Annotated in this window: 21 protein-coding genes; 20 read left to right on the top strand and 1 reads right to left on the bottom strand. The window is 49.7% G+C overall.

What is annotated here, in order from left to right; translation table 11 throughout:
* Positions 1-5: 5 nt before the first annotated feature.
* The 8 genes from OCV69_RS09885 to OCV69_RS09850 all read left to right on the top strand — a co-directional run bounded on the left by OCV69_RS09885 (position 6) and on the right by OCV69_RS09850 (position 11,343).
* Positions 6-2,390 (top strand): ABC transporter permease, encoded by a 2,385-nt coding sequence (locus OCV69_RS09885; RefSeq protein ID WP_158358886.1) that lies wholly within the window; start codon positions 6-8, stop codon positions 2,388-2,390.
* A gap of 76 nt (positions 2,391-2,466) precedes the next feature.
* Complete coding sequence (locus tag OCV69_RS09880; protein ID WP_158358888.1) at positions 2,467-4,851, top strand: FtsX-like permease family protein; 2,385 nt, start codon at positions 2,467-2,469, stop codon at positions 4,849-4,851.
* An 82-nt stretch (positions 4,852-4,933) separates the two neighbouring features.
* Positions 4,934-5,704 carry a response regulator gene (locus OCV69_RS09875; protein WP_158358890.1) on the top strand — a complete coding sequence of 257 codons (771 nt, stop codon included), beginning with the start codon at positions 4,934-4,936 and terminating at the stop codon, positions 5,702-5,704.
* A gap of 131 nt (positions 5,705-5,835) precedes the next feature.
* Complete coding sequence (locus OCV69_RS09870; RefSeq protein ID WP_158358892.1) at positions 5,836-6,255, top strand: nuclear transport factor 2 family protein; 420 nt, start codon at positions 5,836-5,838, stop codon at positions 6,253-6,255.
* A 90-nt stretch (positions 6,256-6,345) separates the two neighbouring features.
* Complete coding sequence (locus tag OCV69_RS09865; protein WP_129899828.1) at positions 6,346-7,023, top strand: response regulator transcription factor; 678 nt, start codon at positions 6,346-6,348, stop codon at positions 7,021-7,023.
* On the top strand, positions 7,011-8,111 hold the full coding sequence (locus tag OCV69_RS09860) for a HAMP domain-containing sensor histidine kinase (RefSeq protein ID WP_317258419.1): 1,101 nt from the start codon (positions 7,011-7,013) through the stop codon (positions 8,109-8,111). Before OCV69_RS09865 ends, OCV69_RS09860 begins: the two co-directional genes overlap by 13 nt.
* A gap of 68 nt (positions 8,112-8,179) precedes the next feature.
* Positions 8,180-8,854 (top strand): ABC transporter ATP-binding protein, encoded by a 675-nt coding sequence (locus OCV69_RS09855; protein WP_069423998.1) that lies wholly within the window; start codon positions 8,180-8,182, stop codon positions 8,852-8,854.
* Entirely contained in the window at positions 8,851-11,343 is a 2,493-nt protein-coding gene (locus OCV69_RS09850) for an ABC transporter permease (protein ID WP_158358894.1), read from the top strand. The genes OCV69_RS09855 and OCV69_RS09850 overlap by 4 nt, the downstream gene beginning before the upstream one ends.
* 385 nt (positions 11,344-11,728) lie before the next feature.
* On the opposite strand, the gene OCV69_RS09845 is transcribed toward OCV69_RS09850, so the two are convergent.
* Positions 11,729-11,914, bottom strand: coding sequence for a hypothetical protein (locus OCV69_RS09845; protein WP_158358918.1), 186 nt, complete (start codon positions 11,912-11,914; stop codon positions 11,729-11,731).
* Positions 11,915-11,959: 45 nt separating this feature from the next.
* Between OCV69_RS09845 and OCV69_RS09840 the strand changes: the two genes are divergently transcribed.
* From OCV69_RS09840 to OCV69_RS09785, 12 genes are all read left to right on the top strand, one after another.
* Positions 11,960-12,385: an RNA polymerase sigma factor gene (locus OCV69_RS09840; protein WP_004840986.1), complete on the top strand. Its 426-nt coding sequence runs from the start codon at positions 11,960-11,962 to the stop codon at positions 12,383-12,385.
* 498 nt (positions 12,386-12,883) lie between these two features.
* Complete coding sequence (locus tag OCV69_RS09835) at positions 12,884-13,042, top strand: hypothetical protein (RefSeq protein WP_172698243.1); 159 nt, start codon at positions 12,884-12,886, stop codon at positions 13,040-13,042.
* Between the two features lie 119 nt (positions 13,043-13,161).
* A complete protein-coding gene (locus tag OCV69_RS09830; RefSeq protein WP_158358896.1) occupies positions 13,162-14,682 on the top strand; it encodes a recombinase family protein in 1,521 nt (506 codons plus the stop codon).
* A 91-nt stretch (positions 14,683-14,773) separates the two neighbouring features.
* Positions 14,774-17,767, top strand: a complete 2,994-nt coding sequence (locus OCV69_RS09825; RefSeq protein ID WP_158358898.1) for a translation factor GTPase family protein — start codon at positions 14,774-14,776, stop codon at positions 17,765-17,767.
* Between the two features lie 162 nt (positions 17,768-17,929).
* A complete protein-coding gene (locus tag OCV69_RS09820; protein WP_158358900.1) occupies positions 17,930-19,282 on the top strand; it encodes an MATE family efflux transporter in 1,353 nt (450 codons plus the stop codon).
* 270 nt (positions 19,283-19,552) lie between these two features.
* The gene (locus OCV69_RS09815; protein WP_158358902.1) at positions 19,553-20,122 is read left to right on the top strand and encodes a glycerol-3-phosphate responsive antiterminator; all 570 of its coding nucleotides are present in this window, start codon (positions 19,553-19,555) and stop codon (positions 20,120-20,122) included.
* Positions 20,123-20,218: 96 nt separating this feature from the next.
* Positions 20,219-21,709 carry a glycerol kinase GlpK gene (gene glpK / locus OCV69_RS09810; RefSeq protein WP_158358903.1) on the top strand — a complete coding sequence of 497 codons (1,491 nt, stop codon included), beginning with the start codon at positions 20,219-20,221 and terminating at the stop codon, positions 21,707-21,709.
* A 20-nt stretch (positions 21,710-21,729) separates the two neighbouring features.
* On the top strand, positions 21,730-22,443 hold the full coding sequence (locus OCV69_RS09805) for an MIP/aquaporin family protein (RefSeq protein WP_022272417.1): 714 nt from the start codon (positions 21,730-21,732) through the stop codon (positions 22,441-22,443).
* A 173-nt stretch (positions 22,444-22,616) separates the two neighbouring features.
* A complete protein-coding gene (locus OCV69_RS09800) occupies positions 22,617-24,071 on the top strand; it encodes an NAD(P)/FAD-dependent oxidoreductase (protein WP_158358905.1) in 1,455 nt (484 codons plus the stop codon).
* Between the two features lies 1 nt (position 24,072).
* Positions 24,073-25,335: an NAD(P)/FAD-dependent oxidoreductase gene (locus OCV69_RS09795; protein ID WP_158358907.1), complete on the top strand. Its 1,263-nt coding sequence runs from the start codon at positions 24,073-24,075 to the stop codon at positions 25,333-25,335.
* A gap of 3 nt (positions 25,336-25,338) precedes the next feature.
* Complete coding sequence (locus tag OCV69_RS09790; protein WP_158358909.1) at positions 25,339-25,698, top strand: DUF1667 domain-containing protein; 360 nt, start codon at positions 25,339-25,341, stop codon at positions 25,696-25,698.
* Positions 25,699-25,729: 31 nt separating this feature from the next.
* The gene (locus OCV69_RS09785) at positions 25,730-25,930 is read left to right on the top strand and encodes a hypothetical protein (protein WP_022272413.1); all 201 of its coding nucleotides are present in this window, start codon (positions 25,730-25,732) and stop codon (positions 25,928-25,930) included.
* Positions 25,931-26,050 lie beyond the last annotated feature (120 nt).

Raw genomic sequence — 26,050 nt, 5'->3', positions numbered from 1 at the left:
CAGACATGACATTGCCTTTTGAAAATGATACAGGGCCGGTCATTAAAAAATTGGCGTCACGAAGTATTCAGACAGATAAGCGGCGCAACCTGTTTGTGATCGTAACGATTGCTCTGGCGGCAGCTTTGATGGCAGCGATTTTTTGTGCGGGAGCGGGAAGTGACAGAAAACTGGAGGCGGACATTCGGGGACAGTATCAGGCGGTTGTGGTGAATTGTGACCGTGATACGATTGAAAGACTGAAAGACTGCCCGGAAGTGGAACGCTGGGGCCTTTCCCAGAATTACGGTTCTGCCCGCTATGGTGACAGCGTTCTGACTGTGGAGTATGCGGATGCCAACTGGATGGAATTGGGTAAGAAGCCTTCCTTTACTGGGACACTTCCGCAGGCTGCCAATGAAATTCTGGTAGAACGGGCATTTCTTGATTATTTTGAAATCCCCGCAGAAGTAGGGCAGACCATAGAAGTGAATCTTGGAAACGGAAAGCAGACCTATACCGTCAGCGGTATCATGGATGTGGAGAATGACTCCCGTATGTTCCAGCTTTATGTATCTGAAGCATTTGTGGAGGAGATGGCGCAGGGAGAGCCGCTGTTTGAATTTCGGCTTCGTTATACTGGTGCTGATAGTATGGAGCTGGAGCAGCTCAAGGCGGATATTGCAGCATTCCTTTCTGCCAACGATGTCTCAGAGGATCAGATTTTTTACAGTTCCAACTATTTCGATATGCAGGGCTTTAAGTCCGGCGTGATGAAATATTACATTCCCGTGGCAATCCTTTTGCTGGTTGCCTGTGCCGTGGTCATTTACAGTATCTTTTTCATTTCCGTAAAGGGCAAAATGCGGGAATATGGACGCCTGAAAGTGATTGGCACAACACCAAAACAGATCCGGCGGATCGTGCGGCGGGAGGGATTGCTGTTATCTCTTTGCGGTATCCCGCTGGGGCTTTTGGTTGGAGGGGCCATCGGGTTTGCCATTTTCCCGGCACATTGGAGCTGGATGGGCAATCTGCCTTATCTGGCTGCGACCGCAGCAGCCTGCGCCCTGACGGTATTTCTGTCCATTCATGCGCCTGTCCGCATGGCGGCGAGGGTATCCCCAATCGAAGCGGTCCGCTCCAGTGGTTATGAAACGGCAACAGACCGGAAAGATCAGAAAAACCACCGCATTACGCCGTTCTCTATGGCACAGATGAACTTTAGGCGGAGTAGGAAAAAGACGGTCATCACTCTGGTATCTTTGGGATTGACGGGTGTGTTTTTGGTAACAGCCGCTACGGTACTTAACTCCATCAGTCCCGAAAAGATGGCGATAGAAGCTATGGGAGATCACTGTAACTATGAGGTCAGCTGGATGGATTCGGGAGGCGCGGAAGGATTGCCTGCCATCGCACGGGAAAATCCATTGACAGAAGAACTTCGTCAGGAGCTTCTTGCCATAGATGGTGTGGAATCTATCACCAGCCATGAAGTAACATCCGTAACGGTGAAACTCCCCCAGGAAAGTGTTGCATTAAAGTTCCCTGTGTTTGACAGAGAGCAGATGGAACAGTGGCTGCCGGAGGAAAATCTGGAACAGGGCAGCGCAGATTATGAGGAGCTTGCCGCGAACAACGGTGTGGTCGTGACTGATTCGGAAGATCATCTTTTAAGTATGTTTTATGGCTATACGCCTGCTGTCGGGGATGTGCTGACCTTTGAATCCATGGACGGTAAGACCATAGAAGTAACGGTCATGGGGATTGCGAAACCGTCAGTGACATCGGGCACCGGCGCATGGGGCCTGTTTACCCTTACAGAAGAACTGGCCGATCAGCTCTACCCGGACATTGAGAACAGAGAGGCTGTTTGGAATGTCCATACATCGGAGGACTCGGATGCGCTCAGGGCGTCTATTTTCAGCCTGCTGGAAAATCCGGTGCTGACGGTCTTTTCCAGAGCAGACCATGCGGCATCCCTGGAATCGCAGCTAAAGATGATGACCCGCGGTGTTTATCTGCTGCTGGCATTCCTGTTTGTGTTCTCCATGGTAAATCTGGTCAACACCCTGATGACCAATCTGCTGGCAAGGCAGCAGGAGCTTGGGATTTTGCAGTCTGTGGGAATGACCGGAAAGCAGGTTTCCCGTATGCTGATTGCAGAATGCCTGTGGTACGCAGGGGTTACGGTATTTTTGTCAGTTGGCATTGGCGGAATCCTGGGCTGGATTTTTGACTATGTGATCAGCAGTTTTAATATTTTTGGGGAACTGTCCTATCAATTCCCTTTGATGGAAACGGTTGTTTTTGTTCTGGCACTTTTGGTCGTGACCGGAATCTTCTCTGTGGTTGCTGTCCGTTACTCTAAACGGCTTTCCCTTGTAGAGCGGATCAAGACCATGGACTAACCAGAGGCGGCGGCTTCCAATGTGAAGTCGCCGCTTTGCTGACAGCAGAAATATAAGACTTAAAGGAGATGACAAAATGACAGTACCATTTGAGAATGATACAGGAAATATTGTCAGGAAACTGGCAGGAAAAAGTTTGAAAAGTGAGAAGCGTCGGAATCTCATGGTGGTGATCGCCGTTGCGCTGGCATCCTGTCTGATTTGTTTTTCGATTGTGATGGCTTTGTCTACCCGGCAGATAGAGAAAAATCATGTGGAGGATACCTATGAGGCGGTCTATACCAGGATTACCGAAGAAGATGTATCCACCCTGAAGGGGCTGGATGACTTCTCAAGGGTAGGAGAGTATTATATGCTGGCTGTGGAACCTGCGGAGCAGGGATACAATGCCTCCTACCTTTATTGTGATGAGGAAACGATGTATATTGCCCGTGACCAGATGAAGCTGCTGGAAGGCCGACTGCCCCAAAAGGAGGATGAGGTGGTGGTGAGCCGTTATTTCCTTTCCAACTATGGTGCAGACGCCGGGATAGGTGAAAAGGTTATGCTAAGCAGCGAGAGCTTTCACGGAGAATACACGGTGACTGGCATTCTGGAAGGCTATAAGGAAAAAGAGGTAAATGGCACATCCATCCTTCTTTCCAAAGAAGCCCTGAAGGGATGGAGCGGCTACGACCCCGCTGATTATCGTGCCTATGTGCATTTTAAGAATGAGCAGCAGATGGATGAAACAGAATTGACTGCCCGCAGCCGGGAGATTGCCAAGGAATATCAGCTGGAAATGCCGGTCATGAACCTCAGCTATATGATATTCTATAAGCAGCCGGTGAATGTCAGTATGCTTGCGCTGGTTGCCGGAATCGCAGTCCTGGTCATCATCGGAGGGTATGTTGTGATACAAAGTATCTTCCGAATCTCGATCAATGACAAAATTCAAAGCTATGGACAGCTGCGGACCATCGGCACAACGCCAAAGCAGATCCGGAGTATTGTCAAAAAGGAAGGCCGTTTCTTAGGATGGGCTGGTATCGGAATCGGTATTTTGCTGGGATGTGTAGCCGGGTTTGCGCTGTTTCCCCGTGGGTTTCATTTGCCGTTTTATGCTGCTGCGGTTGTTTTGACTGCGCTGCTTGGCAGGTTTATGGTATCCATTGCGATCCGCAGACCGGTAAAGATTGCCGCCGGTATCTCCCCGATTGAAGCAGTCCGCTTTACCGGCAATCAGAGCGGAAAGACCCACACACATAAGAAGAATATGCGGTTAAATCCCCTCTCCATGGGAATTGCAAATTTCAGGCGTGACCGTAAAAAGACCATCAGCATCGTGGCTTCCCTAAGTCTGGGCGGGGTGATCCTTTTGGTGACAGCCTCTATTCTTCTGGTTCGTTCGCCGGAGCGGATCGCAAGGCAGTTTTTCCCGGATGGGGATTATAAAATCTATATGAACTCTGAAAAAACAGAATATGAGGTAATGTCGGAGGGAAATCCTTTGAATGAAGCGCTTCGGCAGGAGGTGCTGGCTGTGGACGGCGTGACAGATGTGATCGAGAATCGTCAGGCGGTTCATGTGCGGTTTGAGAATGAGGAGAGTTCTTCCGGCGGAATGTGCGATCTGTTGAGTGATAGAAACAGGGATCAGATGGAAGCGGCGCTTGTGTCCGGAACTTTACCTCAAGATTCCCATAGTATTGCACTGGATATGGAATATGCAGAAGATATGATTGGTGTAGATGTGGGGTCAGTTATAAAACTTACCATAGGGGATCAAGAGATTCCTGTCACTGTTTCCGGTCTGTTCCTAAACGACGGGCTTAAAAATGGTCATGGTCCTCTGGCATTGGACAGCACCTGCATGGTTGCAACCAAAGAGCTGTTTCAGGAAGCAATGCCCATGATCGATTGCTTTGATTATTCTTGGAGCATTGTCAGTGATCCCCAAAAGGCAGAGCAGATTGAAAACAGTCTGAGCGCGATCATTTCTTCTGATCCCGACCTTGCACTGGACACCATTGGGATACATAAGGATTATGAGGAAATGGAAAACCGGGTCGTTTTTGGAGGGCTTCAGGCACTGTCCTGGCTGGTATTCCTCTTTGGCGTGGTCAATCTCATCAACACCACCCTCTCCAATCAGATGTCCAGAAAGAGGGAAAACAGCGTCTTTCGCGCCATCGGTCTGACCAGAAAACAGCTCTGCCAAATGACCATTTATGAAGGGATCTGCTATGCGTTTTTTGCTGCATTGGCAACCCTGGCAGCGGGCCTCCCGATTGCAGTGATTGCTGCCCGGAAATTCAGTGAAATGACTTTCCATGGAGTCATCATGCCATATTCCTTCCCCTTCCTGCAAATGGGGCTGTTCGTTCTGGTGCTGTTTGGCCTGGAGGTGATTCTGTCCTTCTGGACAATGCGCAGGCAGAAAAATCAATCGCTTGTGGAAGAAATGCGAGCGATGGAATAAGCATATAGGATTGGCGGGGCGGCAGTGCGCTGCCCCGCTTTTTCTATTATCATTTTATTTCTAATTAAAATCAGGAGTGGATATGAAAAAGATATTGTTGATTGATGATAGTGATACCTATATATGGAATCTGAGAAAGTATTTACAGCGCCGGGGCTACCCAGTAAAAACGGCTTCTACACTGGAAGAAGCGAGGGCCGTCATCCAAGAGGAAATGCCGCTGGTGGTCTGCTGTGATCTCGACCTGCCGGACGGTTCCGGCATGGACTTTCTGGACGAGGTGCGGATCACAGATAAGAAGCTGCCTTTTATTCTGGCGTCCTGCCATGACAAAGACGACTACGAACAGGAGGCCATGCGCCGGGGCGCGACGCTGTGCATGGACAAAATGAAAGGTCCGCTGCTGCAAGATAAGCTGGTGGAATACGCCTACCGGCAGTTGTCCGGCGAAAAGGCCCCGACTTTTCACAAGCTGCTCTTTGTCCATGCGGAAGATACCAGTGCCGGAGTGCTGCGGGCGGCTATGCTGCAAAAGGGCTTTGACCTGATTCTGGTTTCCTCGATTGGGGAGGCCAAGCGCCGGATTTTTGAGGATAAGGAAATTGAACTGATCCTGTGCGATCTGGAACTGCCGGACGGCACAGCAATGGAGCTGTTTCATACGCTGCGGCGGGTGGCTGGGATGTTCCAAGTGAAGAATCCCCCTGTCCGGCTTCTGCCGTTCTTTATCCTCACCGAGAACAACGACCTTGCCATGGAATATGAATACCGGCATGAGGGCGTGAACGACTATATCACCGCCCCGGTCAATATCCCGGAGCTGATCCGGCGAGTTTTGTTCTTTGTGGAATGAAGCTTTTTTATTCGGCGGCTTTGTTAAGCAAGGCCGCCATTTTTAATTCATTTATCTTCAATGTTTGTTCTGAATATCGTATAATGTAGGGGAACGGCTGTGGTTTCATAGAGTGGTGAGGTGTTTATATTATGAATGAACGAGAAAAAACAATCCGATTATGGTTTGATATGTGGCTCAATCAGCAGGATATGGGGATTGATGATATATTTACAGAAGATGTGATTTATACAGAAAGCTGGAGTCCCCAGTATAACAACCGAAAAACAGTAAAGCATTGGTTTCAGGAATGGAATACCCGTGGCAAGGTGGTTATTTGGGAAATCAAGCAATTTTTTCATAAGGGGGATCAAACGGTTGTAGAGTGGTATTTCAAAAATGAAATGAATAATGGGGATATAGAGGAATTTGATGGAATCTCGCTGGTTGAGTGGACAGAGGATAATAAAATAAAGGCATTAAAAGAATTTGGGTGTAATCGCAATACCTATAATCCATACCAGGAAGGCGATACCCCTCAATTCAAAGCAGAAAAAGCGAATTGGTTTTGATGGAGTGCTTATAATGTTAGCGGCTGTGGTTTCATAGAAAGTTGAGGGATTTTTGAGATTTTTGATATATCATATAAAGAATGGAGGTGCATGATTTTGAATCCTAAATTACTGGTCGTTGATGATGAACGCGGTATTGTTGATATGATACAGAGTTATTTTCAAACACGATATGATATTCTGACCGCTTATAGCGGCCAAGAAGCACTCAAAAAAGTAGCCTACAAACCAGATTTAATTTTATTAGACATCAATATGCCTGGAATGGATGGCCTGACTGTATGCCAGAAGATACGGGAACACATAGCCTGTCCCATTCTTTTTTTGACTGCTCGTATTGAATCCAGCGATAAGATTATTGGATTTCAGGCCGGGGCGGATGATTATATCGTCAAGCCCTTTGATTTGGATGAATTGGGGGCGCGTATTGCTGCACATTTGCGCCGTGAGCAGCGACGCCAAAATAATTCGGCAGTACGCTTCTTTGGTGAATTGATACTGGACTATTCCGCCCGAACAGTTACAATCAATAATCAGAACATCCCGCTATCTAAGAGGGAGTTTGAGATTGTAGAACTTTTATCCCTCAATGCAGGACAGGTTTTTGATCGTGAGCGGATTTATGAGCGTGTGTGGGGATTAGATGGGGACGGAAACAGCGATACAATTATGGAGCATATCCGGAAAATACGCGCTAAATTTGCAGCACATACATTGCACAATTACATTGAAACAGTTTGGGGGTGTGGGTATCGGTGGAACGCCTAAAAAATATGGGACTAAAGAAATCTTTCCTGTTATTATCCCTCTCCTGTTTAGCGGTGGCATTTCTCCTGCTTGGTGCGGTTATCTTTCTTTGCCGTGGCATTGAAAACTATTATCCTTTAGGCGGTGTAGAAATCCTATCGGATGGTTCAATCGTACCCCTGCCATCTCCTACGGCGTCACAACAGCGCATTTTGGCTATCCTAAATATTGTGCAGACGCTTTCCTGTATTCTTTTCCCGGTAGGTGGATTGATTGTTTCAGTCTTTCTTTTTTATTATCTCAAATTGAAGCAGCCTATTTCCTGCCTGCAAAATGGCATTATGCGGATTCAGAATAATGATCTGGATTTTTCGCTGCCGATTTTGTCTAATGATGAAATGGGACAACTATGTGCTGCCTTTGAAGAAATGCGGAGTGAACTTCTGAAATCGAATCGGCTGTTGTGGCAACAGGCCGAGGAACGCAAACGGCTCAATGCCGCATTTTCCCATGATCTGCGTAACCCGATTACGGTATTAAAAGGAAGTGTAAAACTTTTACGGCAAGGTATTCAGGACGAACAGACCATAGACCGGCTGGAAAGTTACACTTTACGGATCGAGCAGTATGTAGAAGCTATGAGCAGTGTTCAAAAGTTGGAACAACTCTCTGTTAAGCCAAAAGAAATCAGACTATCCGTTTTGCAGAGTGAATTGCAGGAAACAGCACGACTGTTGGCGCTATCCAAAAAAGTTTCTGTTTTAGTCCCATCAGGCGGAACTGTTTGTATAGATCACGGGCTATTTCTTACCGTAGCGGAAAATCTGATTGGAAATGCGGCACGATTTGCAGAAAAAGCAATCTCTATTCAAATAACGCTGCAAAATGATTCTATGACCTTGAATGTAGAAGATGATGGTGCTGGTTATCCGCTGTCTCTCGTGCAGAATGGGCCAAACCCTTTTGAAACGACAAGTAGTAATTCCTCACATTTCGGAATGGGGCTTTACAGCAGCAGAATTTTATGTGAAAAACATGGTGGCCGATTGATTTTGGAAAATAGGGTTGGGGGCGGTGCATCCGCAACTGCTATTTTTCATTTCGTGTAATCCTTGAGCGATTTTTGAGATTTATCATTTACACTCTCCTTATACCACAAATAAGGAGAGTGTTTTTTATGAATATTGAGGCAAAGAATTTATCAAAGATTTATGGTGACGGTGAAAACCGAGTGGTGGCTTTGGATCATGCGAATCTCGAAATTGTATCCAGCGATTTTATTTCTATTATGGGACCATCTGGAAGCGGAAAAAGTACCCTGCTTCATTTGCTTTCCGGCTTGGATAAGCCATCTTCCGGCTCGCTGACCTATGATGGTAAAGATATTTACAGTTACAGCGATAAGGAGTTGTCGGCATTCCGCCGGAAGCGGATTGGATTTATTTTTCAGCAATTTAATCTGCTTCCGGTTCTGACGGCGAAAGAAAATATTATCATGCCTCTTTTGCTGGATAAACAAAAACCGGATGAAGCATACCTGAAACAGCTTACAGAACTGCTTGGCATTCAGGGCCGCTTGGAACATCTGCCCCATGAGTTATCCGGCGGCCAGCAGCAGCGTGTAGCCATCGCCCGCGCTTTGATTGCAAAGCCGGATGTAATTTTTGCTGATGAGCCTACGGGAAATCTGGACAGCAAAAGCGGCGGCGAAGTCATGGAATTGCTTCAAAATGTATGGAAAAAGATGGGGAAAGCTCTCGTTGTCATTACCCATGACAGCCGTATTGCACGAATGGCAGACCGGCAGTTTCAGATTGTAGATGGTGTGCTTACGGAGGTGACAGCGAAATGAAATCTTATCGTACATTAGCATTGAAAGAACTACTGTCCCAAAAAGTCACTTCTATTCTTATTTTGATTGCCGTTGTGCTGTCTACTATGATGACAACCATTGTAGGACAATCCATTGGCGTACTTAGTGCAATGCGGGAACAGCAGGCCATCGCTATCGGAGGAAACCGATATGCCACTTTTTTGCAGATGAATGCAGATCAGCTTCACGCACTGGAACAGGATGAGCGTCTTTCCTATGTAGGGAAATCTATTTATATGGGAAGTTTAGAACTCTCCCCATCTCTTACCCTTGGTTTGATGGAATATTGGGATGATACTGCCGCTATCTATCCATCCAGTACCAGTGTAGAAGAAGGTCGTCTGCCGGAAGCCCCGATGGAAATAGCTCTTTCGGAAGATATTCTGAAATATCTTGGCTTTGAGGGCGGTATTGGAGATAAGATTACACTTTCACTGAAAAAAAATCTTCGCCATAACATTGCGGACAGCTATTCCTATACAGCAGAATTTGTTCTTACAGGGATATTGAAAAATAACTACTTGGGATATACAAGCGGCACTGTTACGGGAGTTGTAGGGGAAGGAACTGCTGAACAACTTTTAACGGAATCTTATATTTATTACAATGTGGATATTCGGACTGCCGATAAAAAGAATTTTCAAGCAGTTGTCGATGACATCAATAAGGAATTTAATATCCATGAACTTGATACCAGCTATAATATTGTATATTTGAACGCCTTGGGAATTTCCTATACTGCAAATTCCGAGGGTGCTAATGATAAGGGATTCTCTTTTATGACAGTCGCAGGGATATTAGTGGGTACTTTGATTTTGCTGGCTGCTGGTCTTGTGATTTACAACATTCTGAAAATATCTGTATCAAAACGGATAAAGGGATATGGAACACTTCGGGCTATTGGAGGCGAAAAAGGACAGCTTTATCAGATCATTGTAATTGAAGTAATCCTATTGTGCCTGATGGGGATTCCTATTGGTATGCTTCTTGGTTTCCTGAGTGCCAGAGGAATTTTAGAGGCAGCTACCGGCCTGGTTTCCCCTGAATTGTTCTTGGTTCAGGATGCTTCTGAATTGAAAACTCTAATAGCAGAGAACAGTTCTTTGAATGGAACCTTACTGGTTTTAAGCGGAGCAATCACTTTGGCGTTTGCGTTGTTTGCAGCATTACCAGCAGCCAGATCAGCCGCAAGGGTATCTCCCATTATGGCGATGTCTGGAACAAATCTAAAAATTCGGCGCAGAAAGCGTAAAACAAAGAAAATCCATAATTTTGAAGCATATTATGCCCGCCTGAACTTAAAGAGAAATAAAGGCCGTACTGCAATTACAATTTTGTCCCTTGTTATGAGTATCACGGTTTTTATTGCCCTGCAAGGGTTTTCCTCTCTCCTGAACGCTGCAAGCGCCCTGCAAGATAATCATGTAGGAGATTATCAGATCACAAATGAAAGTATTGGATTTACCACAGATGATCTGAACACTTTGCGGAAAAATGAAGCTGTGCAAAGTGTAGCCGCCATACAATTTTCGCTTTACGAACAAAATGAAAATGGGCTGCTCGATGAAATCAGTCTTGAATTTCAACTGAAACCCGGCGAAACTTTTCAGGTTGTCGGATTGAACGATGAATATTGGGATTATTTTATGGGGGATCAATTACCAGAAGAACAGCTTGGACAACTGAAATCAGGGAACGCCTGTATAGTAAGGAATCCTATTCCCATGAGCTACGGCGAAGATGTTCTTGAATTTACAAATATAGAGGCCGGAGAAAGCATCTGTGTTGCGGGAATGGAGCTGAATGTTTTGAAAACCTTGGATGGCTATGACGGTTATCTTGGTATTGGAAATGGCGGTTTCACAAATGGTGTTCAAGTGATCGTTGATGATGCTATCTATGAACGCCTGACGGGAAAAGATACCTATTCAGAGTTTTTGCCTACACTGAACGAGGGTGCTGACAGGGAAAACTTTGATACATTTATCGAGGCGTTTTGTAACAGAATACCGGGGACAACATTCTTGTCATATGAAGAAACCGACCAGCAACTAAAAGAGAGCTTTGCACAAATTCAAATGCTGGCATGGGGGCTGATTCTTTTCGTTGGCCTGATTGGTATTCTTAATATCATCAATACCGTTTACACAAATATTCACACCAGAGTAACAGAAATCGGTATGCAACGGGCCATTGGAATGAGCGCCGGTAGCCTCTATAAAACTTTTCTTTGGGAAGGTGCATATTACGGGATTATTGCCTCTGTGATTGGAAGCGTGCTGGGATATGTTTGTACGATTTTCATTGAGGCGGCCACGAGCGACACCCTCCAGCTTGTTGCAATTCCTGTCATACCCATTCTTGAAGCAACCCTCTTGGCAGTAGGAGCCTGCTTGATGGCGACAGCAATTCCGCTGCGGAAAATTTCAAAAATGAGTATTGTAGATTCCATTGAAACGGTTGAATAGATTTTTTGATTGGATGTTGGTTCTTGAATAGCTTTTCTCTGACTGAAACGAGATAAAACTTGAATTGCTACAAAAATGAAGCAATTCAGCCTGTTTTCTTGCTGAAAAAGAAAGCGATTAGGAGATTTCTGCAACATTTGGTTTTTATCATAGAATTAAAAGTAAGATAGAAAATGTGATTAAATCTGCCGAACGACGGCAAAAGAAAAAAAGCCGTCGTACAGCAGACATATTTCTATGCACCTATGAAGTGGCGGCTTTGAGAAATCAGAGCCGCCGTTTCTTTTTGTTTTTCCAACGATGCTCATGCGATTAAGAGGGCGGTACACAGGAGGATACCGCCATGGCAATTATCATCATTCATAGCACCCATGAGCTTCATCAATTAAAAAAAGTTTTGTTCCTCCTCCGGGGAGGTATGACTATCAATCAGTATTATCATTCCATCTAAATCAGCAAAATAGTAGGTATTTTTGTTGCGCCAGTTTCCAATTGTGGGGAGCTGGCGCTTTTTGGTATCGGTTTTTCGGGAAAGCCCCCGAAGTATGTCGCTGCCGATCACCACCTCCATTCGATTCACTCGCTAATCGCCCATGAATCGAAATGGAGGTACATAATGAAGAAAGTCAATCTTAGGGAGTTGTATCCTGATATATACAAAACGGATGTTTTTATAGAAGTAAGCAGTGAAGTACAAGAAGTATTCCTGACAGATAAGCGAGCAGAAGCTGCACGCCAGCGCCAGATGTATAACTACAAAGCGTACTATTCTCTGGACTGTGATAATGGTATAGAGAAACAGGTAGTGTATCAGCCGCCGACGCCAGAAATGCTCATGGAGGAAAAGCAGCTTCGAGAACAGCTCTATTCTGCGGTGATGGCCTTACCGGAGAAGCAGGCAAAGAGGATTTATGCTCGGTTTTATCTGGGTATGACAGTTAAAGAAATTGCCAAGACAGAAGGCGTTGATCTCAGTAGAGTGTATGACAGCATCCAACGCGGTTTGAAATGGCTGGCTAAAAATTTGAAAAAGTTTGATTAGCATAGCGAAAATCTTGCTCTTTTTTTCATTACTATTAGAAGGACAAGTTTTCCCCCTTCAACAGCACTTTGACAATTTCATAGACAGCATAACAGGTACATAACCCGTGTATGAGCGAGTGTGGGACGCCGCGAAGATGGAGCAGCCAGGGAGGTGATGAACAGAGCTGTTTCGGAGCAATCTACGATTCCACAAAGCGGATGGTGGCAGATCCGCCGCGAGGACTGCACGGGGGCTTAAAGATACTTCCTCACGGCCTCCTAAAGACTTGGGGGGAACCCTGCGGCGCACGAGTAAAACGACGCTGCGGAGTTATGACAACCGCGCCAGCGGAGACCTGTTATGTTCCCATCGTCAGGGTTGCGTGGCAAATGTGACGAGTAAAATAAGTAATAAGTAAATTAGTCAACAGCCATATTGGGAGAGAGCGTGTATAGATAGCACCTCATCAATAACCAGTATGGCTGTTTTTTGGATATATATGGAGGATATATGATTATGACAGCTGTAAGTGAGAAAGATGCTGTTATCTGTATCCATGACGATTATTGTATTGATATTGAAGCAGCAGAAATCTCACAAATTTTATTGAAGATAGGTGAGCTTATTTCTAATTCCTATCGCAGTACGAAGGCAGAGAAATTAAGTGAATCTTAAAGCATAGCAAGCTTCTTTCTCATAAGCAAGGATGTGGAAACATTAATCCGTATCTTTGCGAAAAGGAAAAGTGTTGAGTAAAATGGTAACAGAATAACCCGCGGGAAGGAGGTGTGATAATGGAACGGTATTTGATGTATTTGAGGAAATCCAGAATGGATACAGATTTTGACGAAATTTCTGTTGAAGAAACTTTGAACAGACATCGACGCATTTTAGAGTCTTTTTGTAAGGAAAGACGATTAAATGTTGTTGATGTCTTGGAAGAAGTAGTTTCGGGAGAATCCTTGTCGTCCAGACCTAAGATGCTTCGTTTGCTGGAACTGGTCAATACTGGAATGTATGCAGGAGTTATTTGTATTGATATTGAGCGTCTTTCCAGAGGGTCATCCTTGGAATCCGGTTATATCATGCAGGTACTTCAAACGAATAATTGTAAAATTATCACACCGTCCAAGATCTATGATCTTCAGAATGAATCGGATGAACAGTTTACTGATATGAAGTTTATGTTCAGCCGGTACGAATTGAAAACCATCACAAAGCGCTTGGTTCGCGGAAGAAATCAATCAGCTTCTGAGGGCAAATTTCTTGGTTCAGTAGCTCCGTATGGATACCGTGCCTATAAACTGGTTGGTATGAAAGGGAATAGCCTGCGAATTGAACCGAAAGAAGCAAAAGTGGTGCGGATGATTTTTGATATGTATGGGAAACAAGGAATTGGCTACAATACGATTGCCCATGAACTGAATCAAATGAACATTCCATCTCTAACTGGTACATGGGGGCAAACATCCATCACAAATATCTTAAATAATGAAGTTTATTTGGGAATGATCCGCTGGAAACATGAACCTACAAAGCGAGTAGTTAAAGACGGGATGCTTACTAAGAAAAGAGTTACCAGTAAAGACTATGAGTTGTATGAAGGATTACATGAGCCAATTATAGATCAGGAACAGTGGGATCGAGTAAAAGCAGTTCAGAGCAGTCGTAATCACGCATCAGTTCATAAGGATAAAAAACTTATGAATCCATTTGCAACAATTCTTTTTTGTGAAAAGTGTGGAGCAGTAATGAAGCGGAATGTTCCGGCGAAGACCCAAAACACTTCTCCATGGTACAGATGTCCAACTCGTGGATGTAATTGTCGGACTATAAAATGTGATTTTCTTGAAGCAGAAGTGGTGAAAGCCATGTCTCAATGGTGGGGTGAGTACACTATTAAAATAAAGGAAGATAAGGTAGCACAAACGGACTCTACGGAGACGGCATTGAGTATTGTAAGAGAGCAACTTACAGAGCTTCAGTTACAGCAGGATAAGATATGTGAATATCTGGAGAAGGGTATTTATACAATAGAAATGTTTACAAAGCGAAATGATACCTTAACCAGAGAAATACATAAAGTTCAGGCAGCTGAAAATGAGTTGCTGAAAAAACAGGGGGCTCAAAAAGATATTCATGATGTAGAGAAAGAAATAATTCCGACAACACAGCACATTCTCGACAGCTATCCACAGCTTTCTGTTGAAGAAAAGAATCGTTTATGGAAGATTGTTATGGAACGGATCACTGCTTACCGTACACCAGGTGGAGAAGTTAGCATTCACATCTATCCTAAACTTCCTATGCGATAAGTTTATATTGAACCGAGTGCAACAGCATCTCGACCAACGCCTCCTTTTGTGGTATAATTCAATATTATGCCATCAGAAGGGAGGCGTTTTTATGGGCGAACAGAAGCCTGAAAAAACGAAAAAACATATATGTGCTGGTCTGTTGGCCCATGTGGATGCGGGAAAGACCACCCTTTCCGAGGCCATCCTATATACCACCGGCACCATACGGAAGCTGGGGAGAGTGGATAATAAGGACGCTTTTCTGGATACATATCAGCTGGAACGGGCCAGGGGGATCACGATCTTTTCCAAGCAGGCAGAGCTTACACTGGGAGATACGGCGGTGACTCTTCTGGATACGCCGGGCCATGTGGATTTCTCGGCAGAGATGGAACGGACGCTGCAGGTGCTGGACTATGCGGTCCTGGTGATCAACGGGGCGGACGGCGTCCAGGGCCATACGGAGACCCTTTGGCGTCTTCTGAAGCGGTACAGGATCCCGGTGTTCCTGTTCGTCAATAAAATGGACCAGCCGGGAACAGACCGGGAGGCGCTGCTTTCCGGATTAAAGCGCCGTCTGGACAGCGCGGTAACAGATTTTACGGGAGTGACGGCTGGAACGGACGGGATTCTTTCGTACAGCGGAGACAGAGAGAACGGAGAGGAGATTTTTGAGGAGATCTCCATGGCCGGGGAGGAGCTTCTGGAGGAGTATCTGGAGCGGGGGATCCTGTCTGTGGACCCGGTCCGCCGGGCTGTGAAGGAGCGGCGGCTGTTTCCGTGTTATTTCGGGTCGGCCCTGAAGCTTACGGGCGTGGAGGAGTTTTTAAAGGGATTTGAGACCTTCACCGCCGGGACCGGGTATTCCCGGGAATTCGGCGCGCGGGTCTTTAAGATATCCCGGGACAGCCAGGGAAACCGGCTGACCCATTTAAAGATCACCGGAGGAAGCCTGAAGGTAAAGAGCTTTCTGGATCAGGAGCAGACGGAAAAGGTCAACCAGATCCGGATCTATTCGGGGGAAAAGTTTGAGTTGGCCAGCGAGGCGGAGGCGGGCTGTATCTGCGTGGTCACAGGTCCATCAGATACCCGCCCGGGACAGGGCTTCGGTGTGGAGAGATCGGGGAAGAGCCCGCTTCTGGAGCCGGTACTTACCTACCAGGTGATCCTTCCCGATGGGGCAGATGCCCATGTAATGCTGAAAAACCTCCGGCTTCTGGAGGAGGAGGATCCCCTGCTCCATATTGTCTGGGATGAGACTCTGGGAGAGATCCGGGCCCAGGTCATGGGGCAGGTGCAGATGGAGATCCTGAAAAGCCAGATCCTGGAACGGTTCGGCGTGGAAGTGGATTTCGGGACTGGAAATATCGTATATAAGGAAACCATCCAGCGGCCAGTGGAGGGAGTGGGGCATTTTGAGCCGCTGCGCCATTATGCGGAGGTCCATCTGCTGATGGAGCCTCTGGAGCCGGGAAGCGGCCTGGTGCTGGGGTGTGACTGCAGCGAGGATCTTCTGGACCGGAACTGGCAGCGACTGGTGCTGACCCACCTGGAAGAAAAAAAATACCGGGGGACTTTGACTGGCTCAGAAATCACGGATATGAGGATCACTCTGACGGCGGGCCGGGCCCATATTAAACACACAGATGGCGGCGATTTCCGTCAGGCCACCTACCGGGCTGTGCGGCAGGGGCTTAAGGAGGCGGGATGCCGCTTGCTGGAGCCGTATTATGAATTTATTCTCGAGGTGCCGGAGGAGTCGGTGGGCCGGGCCATGGCAGACATTGACCGGATGTATGGGAAATTCCAGGCGCCGGAAACAGGAAACGGCATGGCGGTGCTGACCGGGAGCGCTCCGGCTGCCTGTATGCGGGATTATCAGCGGGAGGTGACCAATTATACCAGGGGAAGGGGACGGCTGTCCTTAAGCCTCAAGGGATATGAGCCCTGCCATAACCAGGAAGAGGTGGTGGAGGCCATGGGCTATGATTTTGACGGGGATCTGGCAGATCCGGCAGGATCTGTATTCTGTTCCCACGGAGCCGGAGTGGTGGTGCCCTGGGATCAGGTGAAAAAGCATATGCATGTGCAGACGCCTCTGGATAAACGGAGGGCCGCCGGTGTGGATCTTCCGGACCGGAAAGAACGGGAGGACGAAAGCTCCGGAGCCGGAGTCCCGGAGGGACGGTCAGGTGCCGGGGCAGGCGGAGGCCGGAGCAGCGCAGCAGGCACTGGCGGAGGAGCCGGAAGGCTGTCGGCGTCGTATTATGAGGACAGGGAGCTGGAGGAGATTTTTAAGCGTACCTACGGGGAACCGAAGCGCAGCTATCCGCCGGGAAATGCCCTGGGCCAGAGAATGGCCGGAGGCCGGAGTGCAGGCGTCCCGGGTCATGGAACCGGCAGCGGCCAGAGTACAGACGGCCCAGGCCAGAAAACGGCCGGGGGCCGGAGGGCGGGCAGCAGCCGTCCCGGGCCATGGGGGCCAGACCGCGCGGACCGGAAAAGCAGCCGGGGAACTGGAGCGGCAGACACCGGCTCCGGCACAGAGGAAGAGTATCTTTTAGTGGATGGCTACAACATTATTTTCGCCTGGGAGGAGTTAAGCGAGCTGGCAAAGGTGAACATCGACGGCGCCAGATACCGGCTCATGGACATTCTGTGCAATTACCAGGGATATAAAAAATGTACGCTGATCGTGGTCTTTGACGCATATAAGGTGGAAGGAAACACCGGAGAGGCCATAAAATATCACAATATCCATGTGGTATACACAAAGGAAGCAGAAACGGCAGACCAGTATATTGAAAAGCTGGCCCATAAGATCGGCCCCCGGTACCGGGTCACAGTGGCCACCTCAGACGGCCTGGAGCAACTGATCATCCGGGGCCAGGGCTGTCTTCTCCTTTCAGCCAGGGATCTGAAGGAAGAGGTGGACTATGTGGAAAGCCTGATCGCAGATGAGCAGGGGCGGTTAAAATCCCAGCAGAGGAACGGGAAAAATTATCTGCTGTCCCATGCGGACGGCGAGCTGAGGGAATACCTGGAAACGGTACGGCTGGGAAATGCCGGAACGTCTGGCCGGATTGACAAAGAAAAACCGTAATGCTGTACTGGAAACAGTTCATCGGAGGGCTTGTAAACGCATTTACAAAGCTGGATAAGATGCCAGGGGACCGCCTGGTATTTTATCCGGCTTTTTATGTTATAGGAAGGTTCTTGTTTGGGGGTCTCTGGTGGGATGCAGAAGATCAAGGAGGAAGATACAATGGAAAAAACAGCAGATTTTACAGAGGGGAGGATCCTTTCCAGGCTTTTGAGGTTTGCCTTGCCGGTGCTGGCAGCTCTGTTTCTACAGGCCATGTACGGCGCGGTGGATCTGATGGTGGTGGGGCAGTTCGGAGCGCCCACAGACGTGTCGGCGGTCTCCACCGGCAGCCAGATCATGCAGACGGTAACGTCACTGATCACGGGACTGGCCATGGGGATCACGATCCTGGTGGGCCAGAAGATCGGGGAAAAGAGGCCGGAGCAGGCTGGGGATGTGATCGGGAGCGGGATCTGCCTCTTTGGAGTCCTGGCGGCAGTCCTTACGGTCTTAATGATCCTGGGAGCAGGCTTTCTGGCAGGGCTTATGCATGCGCCGGATGAGGCCTTTTCCCAGACCGTGGATTATATCCGGATCTGCTCCGCCGGGGCCGTGTTCATCATCGCCTACAATGTCCTGGGCAGCATTTTCCGCGGCATAGGGGATTCCAGGATGCCTTTATTTACCGTGGCCGCCGCCTGCGTCTTTAACATCGGAGGAGACCTTCTCCTGGTGGCCGGCTTTCACATGGGGGCAGCCGGAGCAGCCCTGGCCACAGTGGCAGCCCAGGCGGCCGGCGTCCTTTTGTCCCTGGCAGTGATCCGGAGGAGGACCCTGCCCTTTACCATTGGAAAAAAGAACCTGCGGTTTGAGAGACGGCTGGTGGGAAAGATCCTGGCTCTGGGAACGCCCATTGCCCTCCAGGATCTGCTGGTCAGCATTTCCTTTCTGGTGATCCTGGCCATTGTCAATTCCATGGGCGTTATCGCCTCGGCCGGCGTTGGTGTGGCAGAAAAGCTCTGCGCCTTCATCATGCTGGTGGCGTCGGCCTACATGCAGTCTATGTCAGCCTTTGTGGCCCAGAATATGGGGGCGGGGAAGCCGGAGCGGGCGAAACGTGCCCTGCTTTACGGGATCGGAACCTCCCTTATGGCCGGGGTGACCCTCTTTTATTTTTCGTTTTTCCACGGAGATGCCATGGCGGGGATCTTTGCCAGGGACCCGCAGGTGGTGGCTGCGGCTGCCGATTATCTAAAGGCATACGCCATCGACTGTATCCTTACGTCGTTCCTGTTCTGCTTTGTGGGATATTTCAATGGATGCGGTAAGACCTTTTTCGTTATGGTCCAGGGGATCGTGGGAGCCTTCTGTGTGAGGATCCCTGTGTCCTGGTTCATGAGCCGCATGGCCGGAGTGACGCTTTTTAAGATCGGTCTGGCAACGCCCTGCTCTTCGGCGGTCCAGATCCTGCTCTGCGCGGCCTATTTTATCTGGCTGTCGGGACGGAGCAGGAAACACAGGACATCCGCGTAAGAACTTGGGGCAGAATGCATAAAAACGGAAAGAGAAAATGGACGGAAATGAATGAAAATGCCTATAAACGTCCATAAAAAAGAACGGATTGTAAAATATGCGCAAAATGCGAAAAACATATTGATATTTTTTGTGCGATATGATATGATGAATTTAAGTTAAAAAGGTGCTGAGAGATGAGAGCATAGTGCAAACGGTAAGAAAACCGGGTTGGTTGCTATGCTCTTTTTTTATCACCTGCCGGAAGCGGCAGACAGCGGGGGGAGTCCGATGGAAATGAAATTTTATGATTATCTGGATGCGAATCCAGTGATCGCCGCCGTAAAGGATATGGACGGCGTAAAGAAATGCTGTGAACGGGAAGAGATAAAAATCGTATTTATCCTGTTTGGAGACGTCTGCAGCATCTGCCGGATCGTGGAGGAGTTAAAGGCCCACGGAAAGGTCGCCATGGTCCATATGGATCTTGTAAGCGGTCTCAGCGGAAAGGAAGTGGCCGTGGACTTTATTAAAAAGAATACCAGGGCCGACGGGATCATTTCCACAAAACCTGCCCTCATCAAGCGGGCCAGGGAGCTGGATCTCTATACGACCCTCCGGGTGTTCGTCCTGGATTCCATGGCCTTTGAAAATATTGAAAAACAGATGGGACTTGCAAGGCCCGACAGCATCGAGATCCTTCCGGGGCTGATGCCCAAGGTGATCCGCCGGGTGGCAAGGCTCGTAAAGGCTCCGGTGATCGCCGGGGGGCTGATCTCGGAAAAGGAGGACGTGATGGCCGCTCTGTCAGCCGGGGCGATCTCAGTGTCCAGCACAAACCAGTCTGTCTGGTCCGTATAGGGGTGAAAGAGTCCGCCGGAGGCGGATACAGGAAAGGGTATTGATAACGGATAGATACGGGGAGTATGTATCCAGGGTATATAAGGAGGAATTTTTATGGCAAAGTATGTAATGGCATTTGACGCGGGGACCACCAGCAACCGGTGTATCCTTTTCAATGAAAAGGGCGAGATCTGCAGTGTGGCCCAGAAGGAATTTACCCAGTATTTCCCGAAGCCGGGATGGGTCGAGCACGATGCAAATGAGATCTGGTCCACCCAGCTGGGCGTGGCCGTGGAGGCAATGTCCAAGATCGGTGCATCCTCAGAGGACATCGCGGCCATCGGTATCACCAATCAGCGCGAGACCACCATCGTATGGGATAAAAATACGGGAGAGCCGGTCTACCACGCCATCGTATGGCAGTGCCGCAGGACCTCAGAATACTGCGATACCTTAAAGGAAAAGGGTCTGGTGGACACCTTCCGTGCCAAAACGGGACTGGTGATCGACGCATATTTCTCTGGAACCAAATTAAAATGGATCCTGGACAATGTGGAGGGCGTCAGAGAACGGGCAGAAAAAGGCGAGCTGTTATTCGGAACCGTGGAAACATGGCTGATCTGGAAGCTGACTAAGGGAAGAGTCCATGTGACCGACTATTCCAACGCATCCCGTACCATGCTGTTCAATATCAACACTTTACAGTGGGATGACGAGATCTTACAGGAATTAAACATCCCGAAATGTATGCTTCCGGAGGCAAAGCCGTCCAGCTGCATTTATGGGGAATCCGATCCCCAGTATTTCGGCGGCCCGATCCCCATCGGCGGCGCGGCAGGAGACCAGCAGGCGGCTCTGTTCGGCCAGACCTGTTTTAATCCCGGCGAAGCGAAGAATACATACGGCACCGGCTGCTTCATGCTGATGAACACCGGAGAAAAGCCGGTATTTTCTAAGAACGGACTGGTAACGACCATTGCCTGGGGACTGGATGGAAAGGTGAATTACGCCCTTGAGGGCTCCATCTTCGTGGCGGGCGCAGCCATCCAGTGGCTCCGCGATGAGATGCGTCTCATCGATTCCTCACCGGATTCTGAGTATATGGCCAATAAGGTAAAGGATACCAACGGCTGCTATGTGGTTCCTGCCTTCACAGGCCTGGGTGCTCCCCACTGGGACCAGTACGCCAGAGGCACCATCGTGGGCATTACCCGCGGCGTCAATAAGTACCATATCATCCGTGCCACACTGGATTCCCTGTGCTACCAGACCAACGATGTATTAAAGGCCATGGAGGCCGATTCCGGGATCCGCCTGGCAGCCCTTAAGGTGGACGGCGGAGCCAGCGCCAACAATTATCTGATGCAGACCCAGTCAGATATCATCAATGCGCCGGTACAGCGTCCCCAGTGCATTGAGACCACGGCCATGGGCGCCGCATACCTGGCGGGCCTGGCAGTGGGCTACTGGAAGAGCAAGGAGGACGTGATCAAGAACTGGGCCATCGACCGTACCTTTGAGCCTGCGATCTGTGACGAAAAGCGGAAGGAAATGGTGGACGGCTGGGATAAGGCAGTGAAGTATTCCTTTGGCTGGGCCAAATAAATGAATGGAGGCGGAAGAATATGATGGCATATATTGCAGAATTTATCGGGACCATGCTCCTGATCCTTTTGGGCGACGGCGTTGTCGCCAATGTGACCTTGAATAAATCCGGAATGAAGGGGGCCGGTTCCATCCAGATCACCTTTGCCTGGGGCCTTGCGGTCATGATCCCGGCCTTTATCTTCGGCGCTGCCTCCGGCGCGCACTTTAATCCGGCATTGACCATTGCCCTTGCTGTGGACGGAAGTCTTTCCTGGGGGCTGGTACCCGGCTACATCATCGCACAGTTTGCCGGTGCCTTCGTGGGCGCCTGCCTGGTATACGCCCTGTTTAAGGACCAGTTCGACGCCACAGAGTCTGCGGCCACGAAGCTCGGCGTATTCTCCACAAGCCCGTCGGTCCCCAATATGGGCCGCAACATCTTAAGCGAAGCCATCGGAACCTTCGTTCTGGTATTTGCCATCAAGGGGATCGCACAGGTTCCCGGACTGGCAGCCGGACTTGACAAGTTCCTGGTATTCGGGATCATCGTATCCATCGGTATGTCCTTAGGCGGACTTACAGGCTATGCCATCAACCCGGCCCGTGACCTGGGACCCCGTCTGGCCCACGCCGTTCTTCCCATTAAGGGAAAAGGCGATTCCAACTGGGGCTACGCGCCGGTGGTCATCCTCGGACCGGTGATCGGAGCGGTGGCAGCCGTCCTGTTATACGGAGTCATTCCGTGGGCATAAAAGTCCAGCAAGCTCTCCCGCTGTGCGGATGGGGCTGCTGCAGGAGATCATCTTCAGCAGCCCACGGAAGCCGGCTTACAAAAATAAAAGATAGATTTGCAGAGATAAGAGCAGAGCAAATAAAGCATGGAGACATGTTTTGTTTGCTCTGCTCGTTTAGGAGATGAGAAGTCATGTATGATGTGATCATTATCGGCGCAGGCGTATCCGGAGCGGCGGCAGCCAGGGAGCTGTCCCGGTATAAGGGAAGGATCTGCGTCCTTGAAAAAGAAGAGGATGTGTGCTGCGGCACCTCCAAGGCCAACAGCGCCATCGTCCACGCGGGGTATGACGCTCCGGAGGGCTCCCTGATGGCGAAGCTCAACGTGGAGGGAAACCGCATGATGGCGGAGCTTTCCAGAGAGCTGGATTTTCCGTTCCGTCCCTGCGGCTCCTTTGTGGTATGTCTGGACCGGGAGATGCTCCCGGATCTTCAAGCCCTGTATGAGAGAGGCGTAAGAAACGGCGTTCCGGGGCTGGAGATCATTACCGATAAGGAACGGATCCGGGAGATGGAGCCAAACCTTTCGGACCAGACTGAGGCGGTGCTTTATGCTCCCACAGCCGGGATCGTCTGTCCCTTCTTATTAAATATCGCTATGGCGGAGAACGCCTGCACCAACGGCGTGGAATTCCGGTTCAATACAACGGTCACCGGCTTTACCAGGACAGAAGAGGGATGGCTGGTCCACACAAATAAAGGCGATGTGGAAACCAGGACCGTGGTCAATGCGGCGGGAGTTTATGCAGATGAGCTGCATAATATGGTCTGTGAGGAGAAGATCCATATCACTCCGCGCCGTGGAGATTACTGTCTCCTGGACAAGAGCGCCGGAGCCCATGTGAACCGCACGATCTTCGCCCTGCCGGGGAAATACGGAAAAGGCGTTCTGGTGTCGCCCACGGTCCATGGGAACCTCATCGTCGGTCCCACGGCCATTGACATCGGGGATAAGGAAGCCACCGCCACCACCAGAGAGGGGCTGGATCAGGTGATCCAGAAGGCGGGGATGAATGTGAAGGATCTTCCCATGCGGCAGGTGATCACCTCCTTTGCCGGTCTCCGGGCCCATGAGGACGGCCACGAATTCATCATCCGGGAGCTTCCCGGAGCGCCGGGCTTTGTGGACTGCGCCGGGATCGAATCCCCAGGCCTTACCAGCTCCCCGGCCATTGGGAAAATGGTGGCGGAGATCGTAGAGGGGATCTTACACCTTCCGGAAAATCCGGACTTTAACGGCGTCAGAAAGGGGATCCTGGACCCGGATACACTTTCAAAGGAAGAGCGGGCAGCGCTCATTAAAGAAAATCCGGCTTACGGAAACATCATCTGCCGGTGCGAGATGGTCACGGAGGGCGAGATCCTGGATGCCATCCACAGGCCCCTGGGAGCCAGATCCCTGGACGGGGTCAAGAGAAGGACCAGGGCCGGCATGGGACGGTGCCAGGCGGGCTTCTGTACGCCCAGGACCATGGAGCTGCTCCACAGAGAGCTTGGCATTCCCATGACGGAGATCACAAAATCCGGCGGGGAGTCCAGACTCCTTGTGGGAACCAGTAAAGATACCCTTGGAAAGGAGGATGCTTAAGATGAGAGAATACGATCTGGTCATCGTCGGCGGCGGCCCCGCGGGGCTTGCGGCAGCAGCGGCGGCAAAGGACAGCGGCATCGACAGCATCCTGATCCTGGAACGGGACCGGGAGCTGGGCGGGATCCTGAACCAGTGCATCCATAACGGCTTCGGACTCCATACCTTCAAGGAGGAGCTGACAGGACCGGAATATGCGGCCAGGTTCATTGAAAGGGTCCGGGAACGGAAGATCGAATATAAGCTGAACACCATGGTCATGGAGATCAGTCCCCAGAAGGCAGTGACGGCCATGAACCGGGAGGAAGGTCTGTTTGAGATCAAAGCCAGGGCTGTGATCCTGGCCATGGGCTGCCGGGAAAGATCCAGAGGCGCACTCAATATCCCCGGCTATCGTCCGGCTGGTATCTACTCTGCGGGAACGGCCCAGCGGCTGGTCAATATGGAAGGCTTCATGCCTGGCCGGGAGGTGGTGATCTTAGGATCCGGCGATATCGGACTCATCATGGCCCGGCGTATGACCCTGGAGGGCGCAAAGGTGAAGGTGGTGGCAGAGCTGATGCCTTATTCCGGCGGCCTTAAGAGGAACATCGTCCAGTGCCTGAACGATTACGGGATCCCATTGAAGCTGAGCCACACGGTGGTGGAGATCCGGGGAAAGGAACGGCTGACGGGGATCACCCTGGCAGAGGTGGACAAAAACGGAAAGCCCATTCCCGGCACAGAGGAGGACTATTCCTGTGATACTCTGCTCCTTTCTGTGGGACTGATCCCGGAAAATGAGCTGTCTGGCGGCATGGGCGTGGCCATGAACCGGGTCACCTCCGGCCCCAGGGTCAACGAGAGCCTGGAGACCAGCGTGGAAGGTGTGTTCGCCTGCGGAAATGTGCTCCATGTCCACGATCTGGTGGACTTTGTGTCAGAGGAGGCGGCGGCGGCCGGAAGACATGCGGCTTCCTATATAAAAGAGGGTCGGAAGGAAAATGCCAGGGAGATCGTCATAAACGCTGTGGAAGGCGTCCGGTATACGGTTCCCTGTACGATCTCGCCTGAACGGATGGAGGATACCCAGGTGGTGCGGTTCCGTGTGGGAAACGTTTATAAAAACTGCTGCATCGGCGTATACTTTGACGGGGAGCAGGTGATCCGGCGGAAACGGCCGGTGATGGCTCCCGGAGAGATGGAAGAGATCCGGCTGGAAAAGGAAAAGCTTCTCTTGCATCCGGAACTGAAAACCATTACAATTAAGGTGGAGGAGGCGTAGAAAATGGAGAGACGGGAACTGATCTGTATCGGCTGTCCCCTGGGATGCTCCCTTACGGTGTCTATGGAAGGGGCAGAGGTGGTCTCGGTCACAGGAAATACCTGCAAGCGGGGCGACGTGTACGCCAGAAAAGAAGTGACCAACCCAACCAGGATCGTGACCTCCACCGTGAAGGTCTCCAACGGAACGGCAGATATGGTGTCTGTAAAGACGAAGGAGGACGTGCCGAAGGAGAAGATCTTTGACTGTATGAGAGCGTTAAAGGATGTGACGGTCCAGGCGCCGGTCCATATCGGAGACGTGGTCCTTAAAAACGTGGCAGGAACCGGCGTGGACATGGTGGCCACAAAAAATGTGGACTGAAGGGAGCCGGGACAGAAGAAAGGAGAGGCTTATGACCATGGAGAAAAAGAACCTGGGGCTGGGAAACATGAACGGGATGACCGATCAGGATCACAGGACCTGCGGGATCAACGACATGAACTGCCTGGGAGGAGAGGAGAAGGAGCAGACTCTGAACGACATGAACGGGGTGAGCCGGGAGGACGAGACGAGCTGCAGTCTCAACGATATGAACTGTTCGAAAAAAAAATAAAACTATTGCAATTGCTTCTTGAGTGTGATACCTGACTTCCGTCGTTTCTCTCAAAACATAGTACTCAGGAGTCCAGGAGGATACAGTTCTGAAAAAGATTGTTGATTTCTTTTTCAGTGA

This window comes from Alitiscatomonas aceti, from assembly GCF_025567195.1.
Classification (GTDB): domain Bacteria; phylum Bacillota; class Clostridia; order Lachnospirales; family Lachnospiraceae; genus Alitiscatomonas; species Alitiscatomonas aceti.
The sequence above is the reverse complement of the archived record's forward strand: the minus strand, read 5'-3'. Positions and strand labels throughout refer to the sequence as shown.